General features: G+C 68.5%; 17 protein-coding genes. 5 read left to right on the top strand and 12 right to left on the bottom strand.

Annotation, left to right across the window (positions count from 1 at the left end; translation table 11 throughout):
* Nucleotides 1–119: 119 nt before the first annotated feature.
* Nucleotides 120–1,250, top strand: coding sequence for an MAB_1171c family putative transporter (locus tag F9C11_RS15660; protein ID WP_409185592.1), 1,131 nt, complete (start codon nt 120–122; stop codon nt 1,248–1,250).
* Here F9C11_RS15660 and F9C11_RS15655 read toward each other — a convergent pair.
* From F9C11_RS15655 to F9C11_RS15635, 5 genes are all read right to left on the bottom strand, one after another.
* Nucleotides 1,232–1,864 (bottom strand): DUF998 domain-containing protein, encoded by a 633-nt coding sequence (locus tag F9C11_RS15655; RefSeq protein ID WP_409185591.1) that lies wholly within the window; start codon nt 1,862–1,864, stop codon nt 1,232–1,234. The two genes, F9C11_RS15660 and F9C11_RS15655, sit on opposite strands and share 19 nt — an antisense overlap.
* Nucleotides 1,865–1,943: 79 nt before the next feature.
* Nucleotides 1,944–2,252, bottom strand: a complete 309-nt coding sequence (gene trxA, locus F9C11_RS15650) for a thioredoxin (RefSeq protein ID WP_409185590.1) — start codon at nt 2,250–2,252, stop codon at nt 1,944–1,946.
* Nucleotides 2,249–2,647: a MerR family transcriptional regulator gene (locus F9C11_RS15645; protein WP_409185589.1), complete on the bottom strand. Its 399-nt coding sequence runs from the start codon at nt 2,645–2,647 to the stop codon at nt 2,249–2,251. Before F9C11_RS15645 ends, trxA begins: the two co-directional genes overlap by 4 nt.
* A 29-nt stretch (nt 2,648–2,676) precedes the next feature.
* On the bottom strand, nt 2,677–3,873 hold the full coding sequence (locus F9C11_RS15640; protein WP_409185588.1) for an FAD-dependent monooxygenase: 1,197 nt from the start codon (nt 3,871–3,873) through the stop codon (nt 2,677–2,679).
* A gap of 84 nt (nt 3,874–3,957) precedes the next feature.
* Nucleotides 3,958–4,413 carry a MarR family winged helix-turn-helix transcriptional regulator gene (locus tag F9C11_RS15635; protein WP_409185587.1) on the bottom strand — a complete coding sequence of 152 codons (456 nt, stop codon included), beginning with the start codon at nt 4,411–4,413 and terminating at the stop codon, nt 3,958–3,960.
* A 53-nt stretch (nt 4,414–4,466) separates the two neighbouring features.
* Here F9C11_RS15635 and F9C11_RS15630 point away from each other — a divergent pair, with 53 nt between their 5' ends.
* Nucleotides 4,467–5,291 carry a class I SAM-dependent methyltransferase gene (locus F9C11_RS15630; protein ID WP_409185586.1) on the top strand — a complete coding sequence of 275 codons (825 nt, stop codon included), beginning with the start codon at nt 4,467–4,469 and terminating at the stop codon, nt 5,289–5,291.
* A 79-nt stretch (nt 5,292–5,370) separates the two neighbouring features.
* The gene (locus tag F9C11_RS15625; RefSeq protein WP_409185585.1) at nt 5,371–6,846 is read left to right on the top strand and encodes an alpha/beta hydrolase; all 1,476 of its coding nucleotides are present in this window, start codon (nt 5,371–5,373) and stop codon (nt 6,844–6,846) included.
* Between the two features lie 60 nt (nt 6,847–6,906).
* On the opposite strand, the gene F9C11_RS15620 is transcribed toward F9C11_RS15625, so the two are convergent.
* The 3 genes from F9C11_RS15620 to F9C11_RS15610 all read right to left on the bottom strand — a co-directional run bounded on the left by F9C11_RS15620 (nt 6,907) and on the right by F9C11_RS15610 (nt 9,417).
* Entirely contained in the window at nt 6,907–7,314 is a 408-nt protein-coding gene (locus F9C11_RS15620) for a hypothetical protein (RefSeq protein ID WP_409185584.1), read from the bottom strand.
* A 66-nt stretch (nt 7,315–7,380) separates the two neighbouring features.
* Entirely contained in the window at nt 7,381–8,763 is a 1,383-nt protein-coding gene (locus F9C11_RS15615) for an aspartate aminotransferase family protein (protein WP_409185583.1), read from the bottom strand.
* Between the two features lie 168 nt (nt 8,764–8,931).
* A complete protein-coding gene (locus tag F9C11_RS15610; protein WP_409185582.1) occupies nt 8,932–9,417 on the bottom strand; it encodes an Lrp/AsnC family transcriptional regulator in 486 nt (161 codons plus the stop codon).
* Between the two features lie 188 nt (nt 9,418–9,605).
* Here F9C11_RS15610 and F9C11_RS15605 point away from each other — a divergent pair, with 188 nt between their 5' ends.
* Nucleotides 9,606–10,976, top strand: a complete 1,371-nt coding sequence (locus F9C11_RS15605; protein WP_409185581.1) for an APC family permease — start codon at nt 9,606–9,608, stop codon at nt 10,974–10,976.
* A gap of 125 nt (nt 10,977–11,101) precedes the next feature.
* Here the strand turns inward: F9C11_RS15605 and rho are convergent, their stop codons facing one another.
* The 4 genes from rho to F9C11_RS15585 all read right to left on the bottom strand — a co-directional run bounded on the left by rho (nt 11,102) and on the right by F9C11_RS15585 (nt 15,934).
* Nucleotides 11,102–12,169 (bottom strand): transcription termination factor Rho, encoded by a 1,068-nt coding sequence (gene rho, locus F9C11_RS15600; RefSeq protein WP_409185580.1) that lies wholly within the window; start codon nt 12,167–12,169, stop codon nt 11,102–11,104.
* A gap of 296 nt (nt 12,170–12,465) precedes the next feature.
* Entirely contained in the window at nt 12,466–13,230 is a 765-nt protein-coding gene (locus F9C11_RS15595) for an ArsR/SmtB family transcription factor (RefSeq protein WP_409185579.1), read from the bottom strand.
* A 107-nt stretch (nt 13,231–13,337) separates the two neighbouring features.
* On the bottom strand, nt 13,338–14,792 hold the full coding sequence (locus F9C11_RS15590) for a M81 family metallopeptidase (protein WP_409185578.1): 1,455 nt from the start codon (nt 14,790–14,792) through the stop codon (nt 13,338–13,340).
* Nucleotides 14,789–15,934, bottom strand: a complete 1,146-nt coding sequence (locus tag F9C11_RS15585; RefSeq protein WP_409185577.1) for an ROK family protein — start codon at nt 15,932–15,934, stop codon at nt 14,789–14,791. Before F9C11_RS15585 ends, F9C11_RS15590 begins: the two co-directional genes overlap by 4 nt.
* 150 nt (nt 15,935–16,084) lie before the next feature.
* Here F9C11_RS15585 and F9C11_RS15580 point away from each other — a divergent pair, with 150 nt between their 5' ends.
* Nucleotides 16,085–17,884, top strand: a complete 1,800-nt coding sequence (locus F9C11_RS15580; RefSeq protein WP_409185576.1) for a peptide ABC transporter substrate-binding protein — start codon at nt 16,085–16,087, stop codon at nt 17,882–17,884.
* The last annotated feature ends 4 nt before the right edge of the window (nt 17,885–17,888 follow it).

The following is a 17,888-nucleotide window of genomic DNA, read 5'->3' as shown; positions in this document are numbered from 1 at the left end:
TTCCGGCCCTAGTTCCGGCACTTGCGGTGGTGTATGGTCGCCGATCGTGAACAATTCCGCCAAGGTTGCCGCGCACACCGTTCCGCCCGCCGGGCACTGACCGCGTTCCGGGGGCGCGAGTGAACACTCTGAAGATCATCTTATTCTCACTGTCGGCGGTCTCCTCGTACGCGGCCTTGCTGTACAAGCTTTTCTCGATGCGCCGCTCGTGGCGCGACCCGGCCTACATCGTGCTGATGACGACGCTGATCCTGCAGTGCGTCACCTTCACCCTCGGCGCGCTCTCGCTCAGCATCGGCTCGCTGTTCGGGATACCGAATCTGGCGATCTTGATCTTGCACCTGGCCGCGGTCGCGTACTGCATCAGCGCGCAGCTCCTGCTGATGCTCTGGGCGAATCCGCCCGCGGAAATCCGCACGCAGATCCGGGCGTGGATCGTTTCCGGCGCGGCGCTGTTCGTCGTGCTGACCGTGCTGTTCTTCATCGGCAACAAGCCGGGCACCCCAGGCACCGCTTTCGCGGTGGGCAGCAGCGACCCGGTGATTCTCACGTACCTGCTGCTGTTCATCATTTCGCAGGCAGTGCCGTGCGTGACGATCTACCTGCAATGCCGGCCGTACGCGCGAAGCACGTCGCGAGTGTGGCTGCGCCGGACGCTGCGGACGCTCGCGGTCGGCGCGGTGGTGCTGTTCTGCTACTGCGCCACGCGCGCGGTGAACATCGTGAGCCCGGCGCTCGGCTGGCGTCTCGGCCCGTGGGCGATCCTGCCGTCGGTGTTCAGCGCGCTGGGCATCGTGATCGTGTCGTTCGGGCTGACCATGCCGTCGTGGGGCGAGCACGTGTCGGCGCTCGCGCGCTGGCAGCGCAATTACCGTTCTTATCGCGCGCTCTACCCGCTGTGGCATTCGCTGTACGAATCCTCGCCGGGCATCGCGCTGGAACCGCCGACCGAGGGTGACCCGGATCGGCACTGGTCGGACCTGCACTACCGGCTGCACCGCCGGGTCATCGAGATCCGCGACGGCTGGCGGGCGCTGCGGCCGTACATGGACCGCGCCGACACCCCGGACGGCGACCAGGCGATGGCCGAGGCCCGCAAGATCCGCCAGGCGCTGGAGGCGAAGACCTCCGGCGTCGCTCCGTCGGAAAACCACGACAACGGCGCGTTCGACGACCACGACGCGAAGACGTTCGCCGCCGAGGTCGCCTGGCTCACCCAGGTCTCGGAGGCTTACGCCAAGCTGGGCTGAGGCTGGTCGCCCAGCAGCGTCTGGCCCTTCGTCAGCCACGCGAACCCGAACGCGAACACCGCGAGCGACTCCAGCCACAGCGTCGGATGCCAGGCCGCGGTGGCGGCGCTGAAGAACAGGCCGTTCACCACGATCAGCACCAGGCACGCGAGCATCACGATGCCGCACGTCCGGTAGACGGCGTTGCGCGAACGTTTGCGCTTGGTCGGCGCGCCGTCGTCCTTGGTGAACAGGAAGAGACAGAAGAACGCGAGGGTGAGGAAGAAGATCGCGGCCAACACGAGGTGCGCGACGCCGATGGCGTGCTGCGTGGGCGTCGGCGAGGCCGGCTGGGTCGGGAAGAGCGCGACACCGATGCCGGCGACCGCCGCGACGTTGGCCGCGATGTCGTCGACGCGGCCGTAACCGCGGTAGGCGATCAGGAAGACACCGATCGCGCACAGCGTGCCGACGAAGACGTTCCGCAGATCGCTGTAGTAATAGCCGCTCAGCGAGCCGAGCAGGCCGCCGCCCTCGATCAGCTCCTTGCCGACGATCACGACGATCGGCAGCAGGATCCCGAGCACCCCGATGGCGCGGCGAAGGAACAGGTAAGAGCGCACGAAAGCGGTCATGGCACGGCTCCCCGAAGTCGTGCACTCTTTGTACCGGTTCCGTCACCGGGCCACCGGGCAACCGCGGAAATCCACCGGTTCAGCCCAGAAGTTCGTCCAATTCCGCGAGCAGTTTCGCCTTCGGCCGGGCCCCGACGAACGACGCCACCGGGGCTCCGTCGCGGAACAGCATCAGCGTCGGCAGCGCCATCACCTGATAGGCGCGCATCGTTTCGGGGCTTTCGTCCGTATTCAGCGCGCGCACGGTGAGTCCGGGGCGCTCCGCGGAAATCTCGGCGAGCACCGGCGCGATCATCCGGCACGGCGGGCACCAGTCGGCGGTGAAATCGACCAAAACGGGCTGGTCGTGTTCCAGCACGTCGGCGGCGAAGGTGGCGTCGGTGGTCATCGGGACTCCTCGAGGTCGGCAGGGGCGGCGCACGGATCGGCCGGGCGCGCGGTGGCGGCGGCGAGCTTGTCGAGCAGGGCGGAGCGGACCGCGGCGAGGTCGCGCATGCAGGCCTCGACCTCCTCCAGCTTCCGCCGGTACACCTCGACCGACGCCGGGCACGCGTCGCCCGCGTCGTGGCCGGTGCGGAGGCAGTCGACGAACGGGCGCGTGTCGTCGAGGCTGAACCCGACCGTGCGCAGGGTCTGGATCTCCCTGACCAGCCGCAGGTGGTTCTCGTCGTACTCGCGATAGCCGTTCGCCGCGCGCGCCGCCGGGAGCAGGCCCTGTGCCTCGTAGAAGCGCAGGGCCCGCGTGGTGGTCCCGGTCCGCTGAGCCAGTTCGCCGATCCGCATGTCTTCGACGCTAAACCTTGCCGTCCACGTCAAGGCAAGGCGTGCGCACGGGGTTGCGGGTATTCGCGGTACTTGACCGCGTTCGCCGCGCGGTTGCCCAGGTACTCGAAGACGCGGCGGCCGATCGGGCCGGCCAGCGAACGGTACATCCGGTTGCGCTTGCGCAGTTTTTCTTCGGTGGCCGGGACCAGGAAGTCGCCCGAACCGGCTCCGTTGCGCTGTCCGACGCGGGCGGGCTTGCGCAACCGCTGCTCGTAGCGAGCGAACGCGGTGACGTGGTCGTCGGCCGCGGCCAGCTCCCCGGCGAGCACCTGCGCGCCCATCATCGCGAGGCCGGTGCCGGATCCGCCCGGTCCGGCGCACCAGGCGGCGTCGCCGAGCAGTACCACGCGACCGCGCGACCAGCTGTCGAGCTTGATCTGGCCGACAGTGTCGAAGTACAGGTCAGGCGCGTCGGCCACGGCGGTGAGCAGCTGCGGGAGTTCCCATCCGGCGCCGGCGAAGACCTCGGTGACGATGTCCTTCTGCCGGGCCAGGTCGGGGCGGCCGTATCCGTCCGGGTCGCCGCGGAAGGCGAGACCGACGGTGACGGTCGCCGGGTCGCGGTGGCTGGCGACGATCGCGCCGAGGCCGGGTTCGTTGTAGAGCAGGCCCTCGTGGTCGAGGCGCAGGTGGTTGGGCGCGGTGAACCCGGCGACGTGGTAGCCGAGGTCGGTGCGGAATTTCGCCTCCGGGCCGAACGCGGCCGTGCGCACGCCGGAGTGGACGCCGTCCGCGCCGACGACCAGGTCGAACCGGCGCGGGGCACCGTGGCGGAAGGTGACGTCGACGCCGTCGGCGGTCTCGGCGAGCGAGGTGACGCGGTCGCCGAAGACGTATTCGGTGAAGTCCTTGGTGTGCTCGTACAGGATGCGGGCGAGGTCGCCGCGCAGGACTTCCAGCTCGCCGTTGGTGAACCCGCTCGGCAGGGTGAACGCGGGTTTTCCGGCCGGGTCGAGCTGCACCTGCTCGCGCAGCGCGGTCTCGTGTTCCCGCAGGTCGTCGAGCAGGCCCATCGCTTCGACGAGCTTCATCTGCTCGCCGCGGAAGTCAACGGCCTGGCCGCCGGGCCGCAGCCGCGGCGCGGCCTCGACGACGGTCACCGAATAGCCGTACCGGTGCAGCCAGTAGGCGGCGGACGGGCCCGCGACGCTGGCGCCGGACACGAGAACGGTCTTGCTGGTCATCTCTGCTCCCCTGGATCGGTAGGCGATGCGGCAAGACTGCGGCGCACCGCTTACCGCGCCCGCACGGAGCGCTGACGATCCCGGTCAGTCCTGCGCCAGCCGGGCGAGCATCCGGGAGAACACGCGGCCGAGCAGCTCCAGTTCGGGCCCGCTGACCTGGTCGAAGAAATACCGGCGCACGAGTTCGCCGTGCTGGTCCTTGGCCGCCGCGACCGCCGCCCGCCCGGCGTCGGTGAGCCGGACGTTCGCCCCGCGCGCGTCCTCGGTGCAGTTCTCCCGCGTGACCAGCCCGCGCTTGCACATCCGGCTCACGTGATGCGACAACCGGCTGCGGTCCCATTCGACGGTCGCGCCGAGTTCCCGCATCCGCAGCACGCCGTCCGGTTCGTTCGCCAGCGGGACGAGGAGGGCGTAGTCGGCCCCGGAGATCCCGGCGGCGCGCTCCAGCTGCCGGTCGAGCGCGCTGCCGAGCGCCCGCTGCACGCGCTGGTAGGAACACCAGACCTCGGCCTCGCGCCGATCGGTCGCCACGTCCGCCATCCGGTGATTCTACTAAGAGCGCGGGATTTCGCGTCGGTGCGTAAGTTGGGAGAGTGACCAGGTCCGCGCAAGAAACCTTCTTTCGTGCCTTCCACGCGAGCCATCCGGCGGCTACGTCGCGAATCTTCAGCGGCGGTCAGAACACCGGCGGGCGATCGAGCTACGAGCTTCTCCGGGACGAGATCGCCGGTGCGGGACGCGTGCTCGACCTCGCCTGCGGCGACGGATTTCTGCTCGACCTCCTTGCCGCGGCGGGACATCAGGCCGTCGGGCTCGACCTGTCCAGTACCGATCTGGCCCTCGCCAAACAGCGTTCGGCGACAGTGGTGGAGGGGCGGGCGCAGCAACTGCCGTTCGCGGACCACGCTTTCGATGCCGGTGTCTCGCACATGGCGTTCATGCTGATGACTGACATCGACCAGGTGGCCGCGGAACTGGCTCGCGTACTGCGGCCGGGCGGGCAGCTCTCGCTTGTCCTCAGCGGCACCAGCGGCACCGCGGACAGAGGCGAAGCGCGCACGCTGTTCGGCAAGCTGTTGCGGGAAACCCTCTCCGAAGTCCCGGCTGAACAGCGGTTGTCTCCGCTCGGCGACAAGCGCACGAGGACGCGGGCCGGGCTGGACGAAATCCTCGGGGCGGCCGGGTTCGGCCCCGTTCAGTGGCGCACCGAGGAGATCGATTTCAGCGGTTCGCTCGATCAGGTCTGGGATTTCGTCTCGTCCGTCTACAACCTCTTCCCGCTGAGCGCAGCGGCTTCCAGCGCGCTGAAAACCGCCTTCTACACCGAAGCACCAGCACTGGCCCGGCCCGACGGACGAATTCCGCTTGTCTTCCCAATACATCTCGCCAGCACCCGAACAGTCCACAAAGGACAATGACCCGCCCTAGTGGCACCGGTCACCTTCTGGCAAGATCGAGGGCTCTGACGTCTCCAGTTCACGCCGAAGGGGCAGGGCATTGGGTCTGGGCAGGAAACTGGCCGTCGCCGCCGTCGCGGCGGTCACGTTGTTCACCGCGGCGCCGGCGAGCGCCGCGCCCGCCGCCATCGACTGGAAGCCGTGTCCTACCGCGCCGGGGGTCGAGTGCGGCAAGCTCACCGTGCCGCTCGACTGGGACCGTCCCGGCGACGGCACGATTCAGCTCGCGCTCGCGCGGCGCAAGGCCACCGATCCCGCGCACCGGATCGGTTCGGTGCTCATGGATCCCGGCGGGCCGGGCGGCGCGGGTGCGGGCGAGGTGCAGAGCGGCTGGTCGCTGTCGCCGAAGGTCGCCGCGCGGTTCGACACGGTCGGGTTCGATCCGCGCGGGGTCGGGGAAAGCACCGCGATCCAGTGCGGGCTCGACGAGATCACCGCGAAAAACCCGGTGCTGCCGAAGGATTCCGGCGAATTCCAGCAGCTGCTCGCGTACAACCGCGCGCTCGGCCGCAGCTGCGACCGGATCACCGGGCCGCTCGCCAGCCGCTCCGACACGCGCAGCGTGGTGCGCGACATGGACGCGATCCGCGCCGCGCTCGGCGACCAGAAGCTCACCTACTACGGCGTTTCCTACGGCACGCTGATGGGCCAGCAGTACGCCGAGGCGTATCCGGACCGGGTGCGCGCGCTGGTGCTCGACAGCAACATGGACCACTCCATCCGCGGCACCTGGGAATTCCTGCGGGCGGAAACCCAGGCCACGCAAGAGTTGTTCGAGCAGTTCACCGGCTGGTGCGACCGGACGACGTCGTGCGCGCTGCACGGCCAGAACGTCCGCGCGGTGGTGGCGGACCTGTACGCCCGCGCCGAACGCGGCGAACTCGGCACCCCGGACGACCGGCTCGACCCGATGGCGTTCGTCGGCCTCGTCTCGCGGAACTTCTACGGTCCTACCTGGGACAAGCTCGCGAAGAGCCTGGTCGACCTGCGCGCCGGGAAACCGGCCGCGGCGGCCTTCGCCAAGGACGACCTCCCCATCCCGGACCCGTTCGCCAGCATCTTCTGCTCCGACTGGCGGCTGCCGATCGACAGCTACTCGCAGCTCGAGCACTACCGGCGCGCGCTCTCCCGGGTCTCGCCCGACCTGCACTTCTCGCCGCTGGGCTGGACCGCGGCGGCCGGATGCGCCGGCTGGCCGAGCCCGGTGCGCAACCCGCAGCACCCGCTGTCGATCCGGCCGGGCGTGCCGATGCTGATCCTGAACAGCCGCTACGACCCGGCCACGCCGTACAGCTGGGCGGTGCGCGCGGCGCAGCAGTCCGGCGCGCCGCTGCTCACCTACGAGGGCTGGGGCCACGGCGCGTACTTCAAGAAGAGCCAGTGCGTCACCGACGCCGCGGACGCGTTCCTGATGGACGCCGCGTTCCCGGGCCGCGGCAAGCATTGCCCGGCGGTCGAGCCGGAAGTCCAGTCCAGGATGGACGGTGTGCGGCCGCCGATTACGCAGCTGTACTGAGCCGGCGGCAAGCGGGGCCCTGATCGGATCAGGGCCCCGCTTGTTCGCCGTTCCGCCAGCTCAGTAGTCGTCACGCCCGGTGAACTGCTGTTCCAGCAGCTCGGCCGAACCGGCGACGAGTTCGAGCGGATCGGTGAACTCGTTGAGGTCGAGGTTCAGCAGCGGCAGCGAATGCCGCAGCACGAGGTGCTCGCCCATCACCACGAGCCCGCCGACCACCAGCGTCTGGCCTACCTCGGTGAGCACGGTGAGCAGATCCACCTCGTCCACGCGGGCGAACGGGGTCGCGATCTGCACCCAGTCCTCGCGCTGGTCGAAAATCTCCCTGGCGATCACCACGACCTGCGCGCGTCCCGTCGTCTCCGCGTCGTCGCCGAACAGGACCCGGATCCGGATTTCGCCCGGGTCGTCCCGGATCACCCGGTAGGTCTGCCTGATGTAGGCGACCAGGTCATTCCACTCCGCCACGCGCTTTCCTCCCGTTGGTAGGCAACGAAGATCAGCGTAGCGGGACAACCCGCGCGGCAGCGGGCGTCAGAGCAACTTCCACGCTCCGGTGAGCGCCTCGCGCAGAATCTGCTCCATCTCGTCGAACTGCGGCTGGTCGCAGATCAACGGCGGCGACAGCTGGACCACTGGCTCGGCGCGGTCGTCGGCACGGCAGTAGAGACCGCCCTCGAACAGTGCGTTCGAGAGATAACCGCGCAGAATGCGTTCCGATTCCTCGGCGGTGAAGGTCTCCTTGGTCGATTTGTCCTTGACGAGTTCGATGCCGTAGAAGAAACCGGTGCCGCGGACGTCGCCGACGATCGGCAGATCGGCCAACCGGTCGAGGGTCGCCCGGAAGGCGGTTTCCTTTTCCAGCACATGGCCGTAAAGGTTTTCGCGCTCGATCAGGTCGAGGTTGGCCAGTGCGACCGCGCACGAAACCGGATGGCCGCCGTAGGTCGAGCCGTGCATGAAGGTCGCCTCGCCGCCGGCGAACGGCTCCATCAGCTTCTCGCTCGCCAGCACCGCGCCGAGCGGCGTGTAACCCGAGGTCAGCCCCTTGGCGGTGGTGATGAGGTCCGGCTGGTAGCCGTACCGTTTGGCCGCGAAATCGTAGCCGATCCGGCCGAACGCGCAGATCACCTCGTCGGAGACCAGCAGCACGTCGTGTTTGTCGCAGATCTCGCGGACTCGTTCGAAATACCCGGGCGGCGGGACAAAGCAGCCACCGGTGTTTTGCACGGGTTCGAGGAATACCGCGGCGACCGTGTCCGCGCCCTCGAATTCGATGGCCTGTTCGATTTGGTCGGCAGCCCAGCGGCCGTAAGCCTCGTAATCGTCGGCGTGCTCGGGTGCGCGATAGAAGTTCGTGTTCGGCACGCGCAGAGTGCTCGGCACGAGCGGTTCGAAATCGGCCTTCGCGCCCGGAATTCCGGTGATGGACAACGCGCCCTGCGAGGTGCCGTGATACGCCAGCGCGCGGCTGATCACCTTGTGCTTAGTGGGTTTTCCGGTCAGCTTGAAGTACTGCTTGGCGAGTTTCCACGCCGTTTCCACGGATTCGCCGCCGCTGACGGTGAAGAACACGCGGTTGAGGTCGCCCGGCGACGCGGCGGCCAGGCGTTCGGCCAGTTCGAGCGCGGGCGGATGCGCGTGCCCCCAGAGCGGGAAGTACGCGAGCTGTTTCGTTTGGCGCGCGGCGGCTTCGGCCAGTTCCTCGCGGCCGTGGCCGACCTGCACCGCGAACAGCCCGGCGAGACCGTCGAGGTAGCGCTTGCCGGTGTCGTCCCAGACGTAGGCGCCCTCGCCGCGCACGATCACCGGGAAGTGCTCGGCCTGGCTGTGCCGGGTGAAGTGCAGCCAGAGGTGGTCGGATGCGGCGGCGCCCTGGACGGTGGCGATCCCGGCGGGTTCGGCGGTCGTGGTCATGGCTCCTCGAAACGGGCCTCGAAGCTGCCGGCACGCACCATGGCGTACCGGCCGGACTTCTCGGTTATCGCACGAGCCGCCGCTGCTTGGCAAGCGGATCAGTCGTCGCTACCACCCACAACGACTAATTTCAGCAGTCTCATCGGGACAGACCTTCGGATTTCGTCGTCACCGCCGGTGCGTGCCCCACTGGTACGACTGTTTCCGCAGCTTGAGGTACACGAGCGTCTCCGCGGTGCGCACTCCGGGCAGCGTCCGGATGCGGTTGGAGATCACGTCGAGCAGCGCCTCGTCGTCGGCGCAGAGCACCTCGCACAGCACGTCGAAGCGGCCGGCGCAGAGCACGACGTAGTCGATCTCGTCCATTTCGGCCAGTGCGTCGGCGACCGGATCGAGCGGGCCGTCGACGGTGATCGCGACCATCGCCTGGCGGAAAAGCCCGACCTGCAAGGGATCCGACACCGCGACGATCTGGATGACGCCCGAATCGGACAGCCGCTGCACCCGCTGGCGGACCGCCGCCTCGGACAGTCCGACGGCCTTGCCGATCGTCGCGTACGGCCGCCGTCCGTCCTCTTGCAACTGGGCGATGATCTGCTTCGAGATGTCGTCGACCACCGGCGGCGCGGGCCGGTTCGGGTCCTGGCTCTGCATCCCGGGATCATCTCGGGTCGGCCCCCTCGCGGGCAACCGGGGGCGTGGCAGATCGTCGCGCTGAGTGTCCAGATGGGCCGTCTGCCCGCGGGTCCGACAACGGATTTCGTCGTCTTTCCGGCGTTGACAACGGCAAATCCGTCCTGTTCCATCCGTCGAACTCAAGCGCCGCCGACGGAGGGATCCCCATGCCGCCTCATCCGGTCCCCGTCCAGACCGACACTGCCGCCGGTTCGCCCGCGCGCCGCTCGCTGACCAGATCAATCGGGGTCGGCGGCGGAACTCTGCTGACGCTCAGCTGCGTGACCCCGGCGTCGTCGCTGTTCGTCCTCGTCCCGCCGTTGTTCGGCTCGCTCGGCACCGGCACCGCGCTGGCCATCGGGCTCGCCGTGCTGCTGTGCGTGGGAATCGCGTTCTGCTATTCCGAACTCGGCACGCTGGTCCCCAGTTCGGGCGGCGAGTACGCCATGGTGTCCACAGTGGTCAGCCGGTTCGCCGGGTGGATCACCTTCATGCTGTCGTTCATCGTGATCCTGGTGGTGCCGCCGATCATCGCGATTGGCGTCGCCGACTACCTGGCCGTGCTCGTGCACGTCGATCCGTCGGTGGCGGGAGCGCTGGTGATGCTGGCGTCCACCGGGATGGGCCTGGTGAACCTGCGCTCGAACGCCTGGCTGACCGGGATATTCCTGGTGATCGAGATCGTCGCGATCGTCGTGGTGTCGGTGCTCGGATTCGCGCACACGGACCGCCCGGCCGCGGTGCTCGTGCGGCCCAGCATGGACGGCGTGCACCCGATCGCGCTGGTCTCGGTGATCGCCGGGCTGGCGGTGGCGTTGTTCGTGGTGCAGGGGTTCTCGACCGCGGTGTATCTCGCGGAGGAAATGCGGGAGCCGCACAAGACGGTCTCGCGGACTGTGTTCTGGACGCTCGGGGTCAGCGCGGTGGTCATCCTGGTGCCGGTCGTGGCGATCACGCTGGGCGTGCCGGATCTGGCGACGCTCGGGAACCTCGATCTGACCGCGCTCGTGGTGAGCTGGAGCAGTTCGACGTTCGGCACGATCGTCAGCCTGTGCATCGCGGCGGCGATCGTGAACGCGGTGATCGTGATGGTGATCCAGAATTCGCGCGTGCTGTACGCGTCGGGCCGGGATCACGCCTGGCCGGAACCGGTGAATCGCGCGTTGAGCGTGGTGAGCCCGCGATTCGGCGCGCCGTGGGTGGCGACGCTCGTGGTCGGCGTTTCGGAAGCGGTGCTGTGTTTCGTGCCGGTGGAAACGCTGAGCGGCGTGACCGGGGTGGCTGTGGTGGCGCTGTACCTGGCGATCGCGGTGAGCGTGCTGTGGGCGCGGCGGCCGGCCCACCGACGTCCACACGTGTGGCGAATGCCCGGGTGGCCCGTGGTGCCGGTGGTCGTGGTGCTGGCGCTGGGGTACGTGCTGGTTTCGCAGAGCCTGCTCGACCTGGCGATCACGGCCGGGGTGCTGGTGGCTTCGGCGGGGTACTGGTGGGGGTACCTGCGTCGGCGGTCGGATCGGTGGCTGGTGACGGTTCCCTGATCCGAGGACGGACAGTTCGGTCGGGTGCCTTGAGGTCGAATCCGGCTCGGCCGAGGTGGTCGGTCAGCGCTGGGTCTTCCTCGAGATTGACCGCGACGAACGGGGTCCTGGTGCAGGCGTTCGCCTCAGGCGGCTTCGGCCGTCGGGACCGCCAGCGAAGCGTTCAGCCGGGCGATGAATTCCGCATTGGACTTCGTCGTGCGGACCTGTTCCAGGAACTGTTCCGCGGCCCGCTTAGGGTCCTGTGTGGACAGTGCGCGGCGGACCTCGTTCATCACCGCCAGCTCCTGCGGCGGGACGAGCAGCTCGTCGCGGCGGGTGCCGGAGCCGAAGAAATCTATTGCCGGGAACACGCGGTGGTCGGCGAGCATTCGGTCGAGGCGGAGCTCCGAGTTGCCGGTGCTTTTCAGTTCCTCGAAGAACACCGTGTCCGCCAGCGAGCCCGTGCCGACCAGTGCGGTGGCGATGATGGTGAGCGAGCCGCCGTCCTCGATGTTCCTTGCCGCGCCTAGGATTTTCTTCATCGGGTGCAGTGCGCTGGCGTCGACGCCGCCGGACAGGATGCGGCCGGAGGTGCGGGCGGCGAGGTTGTACGCGCGGCCGAGGCGGGTCAGGGAATCCAGCAGCAGCACGACGTCTCGGCCGGTTTCGACCAGGCGTTTCGCGCGTTCCAAGGCGAGTTCGGCGACGGCGGTGTGCTCGGCCGGTTTGCGGTCGAAAGTGGACGCGACTACCTCGCCGTGCACCGAGCGGGTCATGTCCGTGACTTCTTCGGGGCGTTCGTCGGCGAGCAGCACCATGAGGTGCGCCTCCGGGTGGTTGACCGCTACTGCTTGCGCGATCGCTTGCAGCACAGTGGTTTTCCCGGTGCGCGGCGGGGCGACGATCAGGGCGCGCTGGCCCTTGCCCAGCGGTGCCACGAGGTCGAGGACGCGCGTGGTGAGCTGGTGGCGGCTGGTTTCGAGGACCAGTCGCTGGTTCGGGTGAACAGGGGTGAGCTGGTCGAAATCGGGACGCTTTTCTCCGGGCGGGCGGCCGTTGACCGAGACGAGTTCGCCGTCGTCGAGGACGAGTTCGTCGCCGCGGCGCAGGCCGTGCGTGCGGATCAGGGACTGTGGCACGGACGGGCCGCCGGGGGCGTATCCCAAGGTGGCGGTCTTGCCGTGGAGGTCGAGAATTCCTTGCTGTGTCATGGTTTGGGCTCCTTGAGCGGGGACAGTCGACGCGGAACGCGGACCGCCGGATGAGACGAAGCGGGTCAGGCGACGAGCTTCGGGAAAGACGCCAATCCTCGTCGCGTGAACTCACGCTGGCGGAGGGGCGGAACCCCGGGGCGGCGGGGCCGACTTCCTGGGGTATGCGGTGAGAGTAGCGCATCGGTTCCGGCCGCACAAGCGAAAGGGGCCTCGTGAGCGTTTACGCCGGTGGGAACCGGCATCGCCACTCACAAGACCCCAACGCGCCCTGCCGCTGATCTATTCCGCGGCGGTCACAGCATCTCCCACGGAGCCTGCGGCAGCACGTGCCCGGTCTCCAGCAGCGACTTCAGGTTCGACAGCACCGCCGCCCAGCCGCCGGACACGTCCTGGTGCGCCTTCTCGTCCGGCAGGTCCTCGTGCGTCACCGTCAGCCGGACGATGCCCTCGTGCTGCTCGATGTCGAACGTCGCGCGGGACGGCTCCCGGCCCTTCGGGCCGTTCGGTTCGTGCCAAGTGGTGACCAGGCGCTTCGGCGGGACCGCCTCGAGCACCTCCCCCTCGACGTCGGCCACCCCGGACCCGTCGGCCCGCACGTGCGCCCACCGCGAACCCTTCTGCCAGTCGGATTCGTTGCGGTGGCCCCAGTACTGGGCGGTCAGCTCGGGGTCGGTGAGCGCCTGCCACACCTTCTCCGGCGTGCTCTCGATGTAGGTCACATACACAAAACTCGGCTTCATGGCTTCCTCTGCTCGACGTTTGACGGCACTGAGCATCCGCAGCCGCGGCTGCTCGAACCGGTTCACCCACCGCTCCTGCATTTCGTGCAGCGGCACCGGATTCAGGTAGTGCAGCTTTTCCCGGCCGCGGCGCACGCTGCTCACCAGATTCGCCGCCTCCAGCACGGCGAGGTGCTGGGTCGCGGACTGCCGCGTCATCTCCAGCCGGCGGCACAGCTCGCCCAGCGTCTGCCCGTTGTCCTCGCGCAGCTGGTCGAGCAGGTACCGGCGGGTCGGATCCGCCAGCGCCTTGAACACTTTGTCCAGGTCAGGTTGCACACATACAGTAAGGCAGGCAAATACCTGCCTGTCAAGCCAGCATCCTCGAAAGCAGGTCAGCGCCGAGGCGGGTTACGGACTGGCCCGACGCTGACTACTCAGAGTGCTCAGAAGATCTCGGGGATGAGCGAAGGAGCCGCCATGTCGGGGTCGAACGGGAACATCGGCCGGACGATGCCGGAGTGGCCCAGCCGGAGCAGGTCCTGGTCGACGCCGCCGGGGGTGAGGGCCAGCAGCCAGTCCTCGGCCATGTCGTACAGCTCCGGCTCGAGGTAGCCGATCTTCACGATCACCACGTCCGCCTCGCGCGGGCGCAGGCCGAGCGCGTGGAAGTCGGATTCGAGGTGATACGGCTTGCGCCGTGCGGTCACGATCACCCGCAGGCCGCCGACGGCTAGCACCACCGCGGTTCCGGCCACCGGATCGTCGGCGTCGATCGCCTCCACCCGCGCGGTGAGCGCGACCGGACCGTGCGGCCCGGAGTCGACCTTTCCGCCCAGTGCCACGGAAATCGTCGCCCCGACTCCGGCTTCCACGGCCGCCGCGACGGCTTCGGGGTCCACAATGGCCGCGTACAAAGTGGTCAGTGAAGAGTCCACAATGGCCGGTGTGTTGAGCAGGACGTCAAGGCTCCACGACGTGTCCCCGGCACCGCCAGCGGTCGGGTTGTCGCCGGAATCGCTGATGAAGAACGGCCTCGAGGCCGAAGCCACCGCCTGGGCAAGACATTCCGGCAGAGTGCCGGTCGGGGCGACGAAGGCGAAATCGTGCCGAGCGTCCCAATAGGACTGTGCGAGCCGCTCGGCTTCCTTGGTGATCAGCGGAACGTCGTCGCCCATCACCACCACCGCGGCCTGACAGCGCGGTTCGTCCGCCCACGCGTAGCCGACCCAGATCGCCGCGTCCAGCACTCCGTCCAGCGCTTCCACGGAATCCACTGCCGCGTAAACGCTCTTCGCCGGTTCGAGCCGGGTGCTGGTCTTCTCCCCCGGCAGCAGAACCGGAACCTGCACCCACGCCTTCTTCGGCCGGCCGCCGGACCGCAGCCGCGACACGAGATTCCGCGCGGCCCGCTCGCGGGTCTCCCACGCGTCCTCGTGCGGGGCCATCCGATAGCAGGTGATCAGGTCCAGCGCGGTGACCAGTTCCCGCGAAACGTTGCCGTGCAAGTCCATCGACGCCGACACCAGGACGTCCGGGCCGACAATGGACCGGATCTCCTGCGCGAGCGAAGCCTCCACATCGGACCGTCCGACGACGCTCATCGCACCGTGGATGTCGAAGAACAACCCGTCCAGCTCGCCCGCCGAACGCAGCCGGTCCAGGATTTCCCCGGACAGCTCGGCGTAAGCCTCCTCGGTGACCGCGCCGCCGGGAAGCGACCGAGCGTCGACCAGCGGCACCCACTCGACATCGCGCGCCCAGTCCGCGTCGAGAAAGTCGTAGCGGGCAAGCAAAGCGGAACCGCGCAGCACCCGGAAGTCGTCCACAGTGGACCGATGCGGCGAGAAGGTACTCGATTCGATGGCGATTCCGGTGATCCCGACCCGCAGCTTCTTCATCGTCCACTCCGTTTGATCGCTTGCTCGAACACCGCGTCCAGCGCGAGCGCGCCCGCGCCGTAAAGTCCCGCGTCCGCACCGAAGCGCACCCGGTCGATCCGCAGTTCCCGGGTAGCCAAGGGAAGACACCGTTCGTACAGCGCGCCGCGTACGGCCGCGACGAACGCTTCCGAACCGGACAACGCACCGCCGAGCAGCACTTCGTCCGGGTTGCTGAAGTTGACCACCGTGGCCAGCACCTCGCCGAGCCGCAGCCCGGCGCGTCGCACGGCCGTGGTCGCCTCGGGATGTCCGTCCTCGGCGGTGGCCATCACCTGCGCGGTGGTTTCCAGCTTCAATCCCTGCGCCCGCAGCTGTTCGACGAGCGCGGCGCCGCTGGCCACCACTTCCAGACAGCCGCGATTCCCGCAGGTGCACGGCTGGTCCTCGGCCGCGGGCACGCGGACATGGCTGATGTCGCCCGCGACCCCGGCCCGGCCGCGGTAAAGCTCGCCGCCCAGCACGATTCCCGACCCGATGCCGGTACCGGCCTTCACCACCAGCAACGTCCGGCCGGGCGCGCCGGAGACGGATTCGCCCAGCGCCAGCATGTTCGCGTCGTTGTCCACGACCACCGGCAGCTCGAAATGCCCGGCGAGCGCTTCCCGCACCGCGAAACCACGCCAGCCGGGCATCCGCGACGGCAGCGTGATGGTGCCCGCGTCGACGTCCACCGGACCGGGGAACGCGACGCCGAGACCGAGCGCGCGGCCCGGGCAATCCGCGCCTGCCATCACATCGCGCACCGCGGCCGCGAGCCCGGCGACCAGTTCGCGCGGCTCCTGGCTGATGTCCAGCGGCCGCTCGTGCACCTCGAGCAGGTGGCCCGCGATGTCGAGCGCGCCGATCCGCACGTGCCGCGAACCGACGTCGGCGGCCCAGACGTGGCCGAACTCCGCGTTGACCGACAGCAGCTTCGGCCGCCGCCCGCCCGCGGACCGGCCCTCGCCGGACTCGGTCAGCACCCCGGCGGACAGCAGCGCCTGCGTGCGCACCGACACCGTCGATTGCGGCAGCCCGAGCGCTCGCGCCAGGTCCATGCGCGACGTCGCGTGGCCGTGCGCGACCAGCCACAACAGCCGCAGCGGTCCGGCCGGATCCACCGCGTCACCTCTTTCATCAGGACTGATGTAACAAAACTGTGCGACCGGACTCTTGGCAATTCCCGTCTCTCATGCGAGATTACCCGACAGCCAGGACACCGCATAGCACCTGGCACTGGTCTTTCATCAGAGTTGTTGGAAGTGATGCGAATGGCTCGACGCCCGTGGCGCGCCGCGCTCGGGGTCACGCTCGCCGCCGCGCTGGCGCTGTCCGGCTGCGCGGCGGGCCGGGAACCGCACGGCGGCGGTTCCGGCACCCCGAAAACCGGCGGGACCGTGCGGTTCGCGATGCCCCCGTCGGCGACGCCGAACTGGATCATGCCGTTCTCGATTCCCGGCTACAGCGGGTCGTACAACGGCATGATCCGGTCCACCATGTACGTGCCCCTGTACAGCTACGACGCCAGTTCCGGCTCGGTCACCCTCGACGACGCCGCGAGCGCCGCGAACGCGCCGAGCTACTCCCCCGACGGCAAGACCGTGACCATCACGCTCAAGCCGCTGACCTGGTCCACCGGCGAGCCGATGACCAGCCGCGACGTCGAGTTCTGGCTCAACCTCGCCCGCGCGGGCAAGGACAACTGGAGCAAGTATTCGAAGGGCCTGATCCCGGACAGCATCACCGGCTTCCGCGCCGTGGACGACCGCACGTTCACGTTCACCCTGGACAAGGCGTACAACCCGGACTGGTTCACCGCCAACCAGCTCAGCCTGATCGTCCCGATGCCGCACGCGTGGGACCGCACCAGCGCCGCGGGCCCGGTCGGCGACCACGACCGCACGCCCGGCGGCGCGAAGAAGGTCTTCGATTTCCTGGTGAGCCAAGCGAAACAGCTCGGCACCTACGCGACTAATCCACTGTGGAGAGTCGGGAACGGACCGTTCACGCTGGCCGGGTTCACCACGTCCGGCGAGGTGACGCTGCGGAAGAACCCGAAGTACACCGGCCCGGACCCGGCGAAGATCGACACCGTCCGGTTCCTGACCTTCACCAGCTCCTCGGCGGAGTACAACGTGCTGCGCGCGGGCGGCGTCGATTACGGCTACCTGCCGACGTCGAACCTCGGCCAGCGTTCGAAGCTGGAGCAGCAGGGCTACCGGGTCGAACCGTGGAACGGCTGGTCCATCACGTATTCGCCGTACAACTTCAACAATCCGAAGCTGGGCAAGGTGTTCTCCCAGCTGTATGTCCGGCAGGCGATCCAGCACGCGGTCGACCAGGACGCCATCACCTCGGTGATCTGGCGCGGCGCCGCGCGCGTCGGCTACGGCCCGGTCCCGCAGGACAACGACACGAAGTACCTGTCGCCCAAGCAAAAAACCAATCCGTACCCGTTCGACCTGGACAAGTCGAGGCAGCTGCTCGCCGACCACGGCTGGAAACCCGGCTCGGACGGCGTCCTGCTCTGCGCGGACCCGGCGAAATGCGGTGAGGGCATCGCCCAAGGCACCCGCCTGTCGTTGACCATGCTGACCGAATCCGGTTCCGACGAGACCGACGGCACCATGCAGGAGCTGCGCTCGGAGCTGTCGAAGATCGGCATCGAGATGAAGATCAACGCGCAGCCGCTGAACACCGTGCTGGCCAACGGAACCACGTGCGAAGCGAAGGACCCGTCGTGCAGCTGGCAGCTGTCCTACTTCGGCACTCAGGGCAGCTGGTACTTCTCGGCGAACCCGAGCGGCGAGGAGCTGTTCGCGACCGGCGCGGGCACGAACTTCGGCGGCTACACCGATCCCAAGGCGGACAAGCTGATCGCGGCCACCAACCTGGCGTCGGACAACGGGGCGATGCTCGAGTACAGCGCTTACCTGGCCGAGCAGCTCCCGGTGCTGTGGCTGCCGAATCCGCCGTACCAGGTTTCGGCGATCGACACCGCGCTGCACGGCGTTTCCCAGGACCCGCTGGCCGGCCAGCTGCTTCCGCAACGCTGGTTCTGGACGAGGTGAGGAC

Origin of the sequence: Amycolatopsis sp. VS8301801F10 (assembly GCF_046195355.1) — a bacterium.
In the GTDB taxonomy this organism is placed as follows: Bacteria; Actinomycetota; Actinomycetes; order Mycobacteriales; family Pseudonocardiaceae; genus Amycolatopsis.
The sequence above is the reverse complement of the archived record's forward strand: the minus strand, read 5'-3'. Positions and strand labels throughout refer to the sequence as shown.

Coding starts and splice junctions, on each gene's coding strand:
- trxA (WP_409185590.1), bottom strand. CDS start 2,252: ATGACCACCGACGCCACCTTCGCCGCCGACGTGCTGGAACACGACCAG.
- F9C11_RS15615 (WP_409185583.1), bottom strand. CDS start 8,763: ATGACCACGACCGCCGAACCCGCCGGGATCGCCACCGTCCAGGGCGCC.
- rho (WP_409185580.1), bottom strand. CDS start 12,169: ATGACACAGCAAGGAATTCTCGACCTCCACGGCAAGACCGCCACCTTG.
- F9C11_RS15605 (WP_409185581.1), top strand. CDS start 9,606: ATGCCGCCTCATCCGGTCCCCGTCCAGACCGACACTGCCGCCGGTTCG.
- F9C11_RS15590 (WP_409185578.1), bottom strand. CDS start 14,792: ATGAAGAAGCTGCGGGTCGGGATCACCGGAATCGCCATCGAATCGAGT.
- F9C11_RS15645 (WP_409185589.1), bottom strand. CDS start 2,647: ATGCGGATCGGCGAACTGGCTCAGCGGACCGGGACCACCACGCGGGCC.
- F9C11_RS15635 (WP_409185587.1), bottom strand. CDS start 4,413: ATGGCGGACGTGGCGACCGATCGGCGCGAGGCCGAGGTCTGGTGTTCC.
- F9C11_RS15580 (WP_409185576.1), top strand. CDS start 16,085: ATGGCTCGACGCCCGTGGCGCGCCGCGCTCGGGGTCACGCTCGCCGCC.
- F9C11_RS15655 (WP_409185591.1), bottom strand. CDS start 1,864: ATGACCGCTTTCGTGCGCTCTTACCTGTTCCTTCGCCGCGCCATCGGG.
- F9C11_RS15640 (WP_409185588.1), bottom strand. CDS start 3,873: ATGACCAGCAAGACCGTTCTCGTGTCCGGCGCCAGCGTCGCGGGCCCG.
- F9C11_RS15610 (WP_409185582.1), bottom strand. CDS start 9,417: ATGCAGAGCCAGGACCCGAACCGGCCCGCGCCGCCGGTGGTCGACGAC.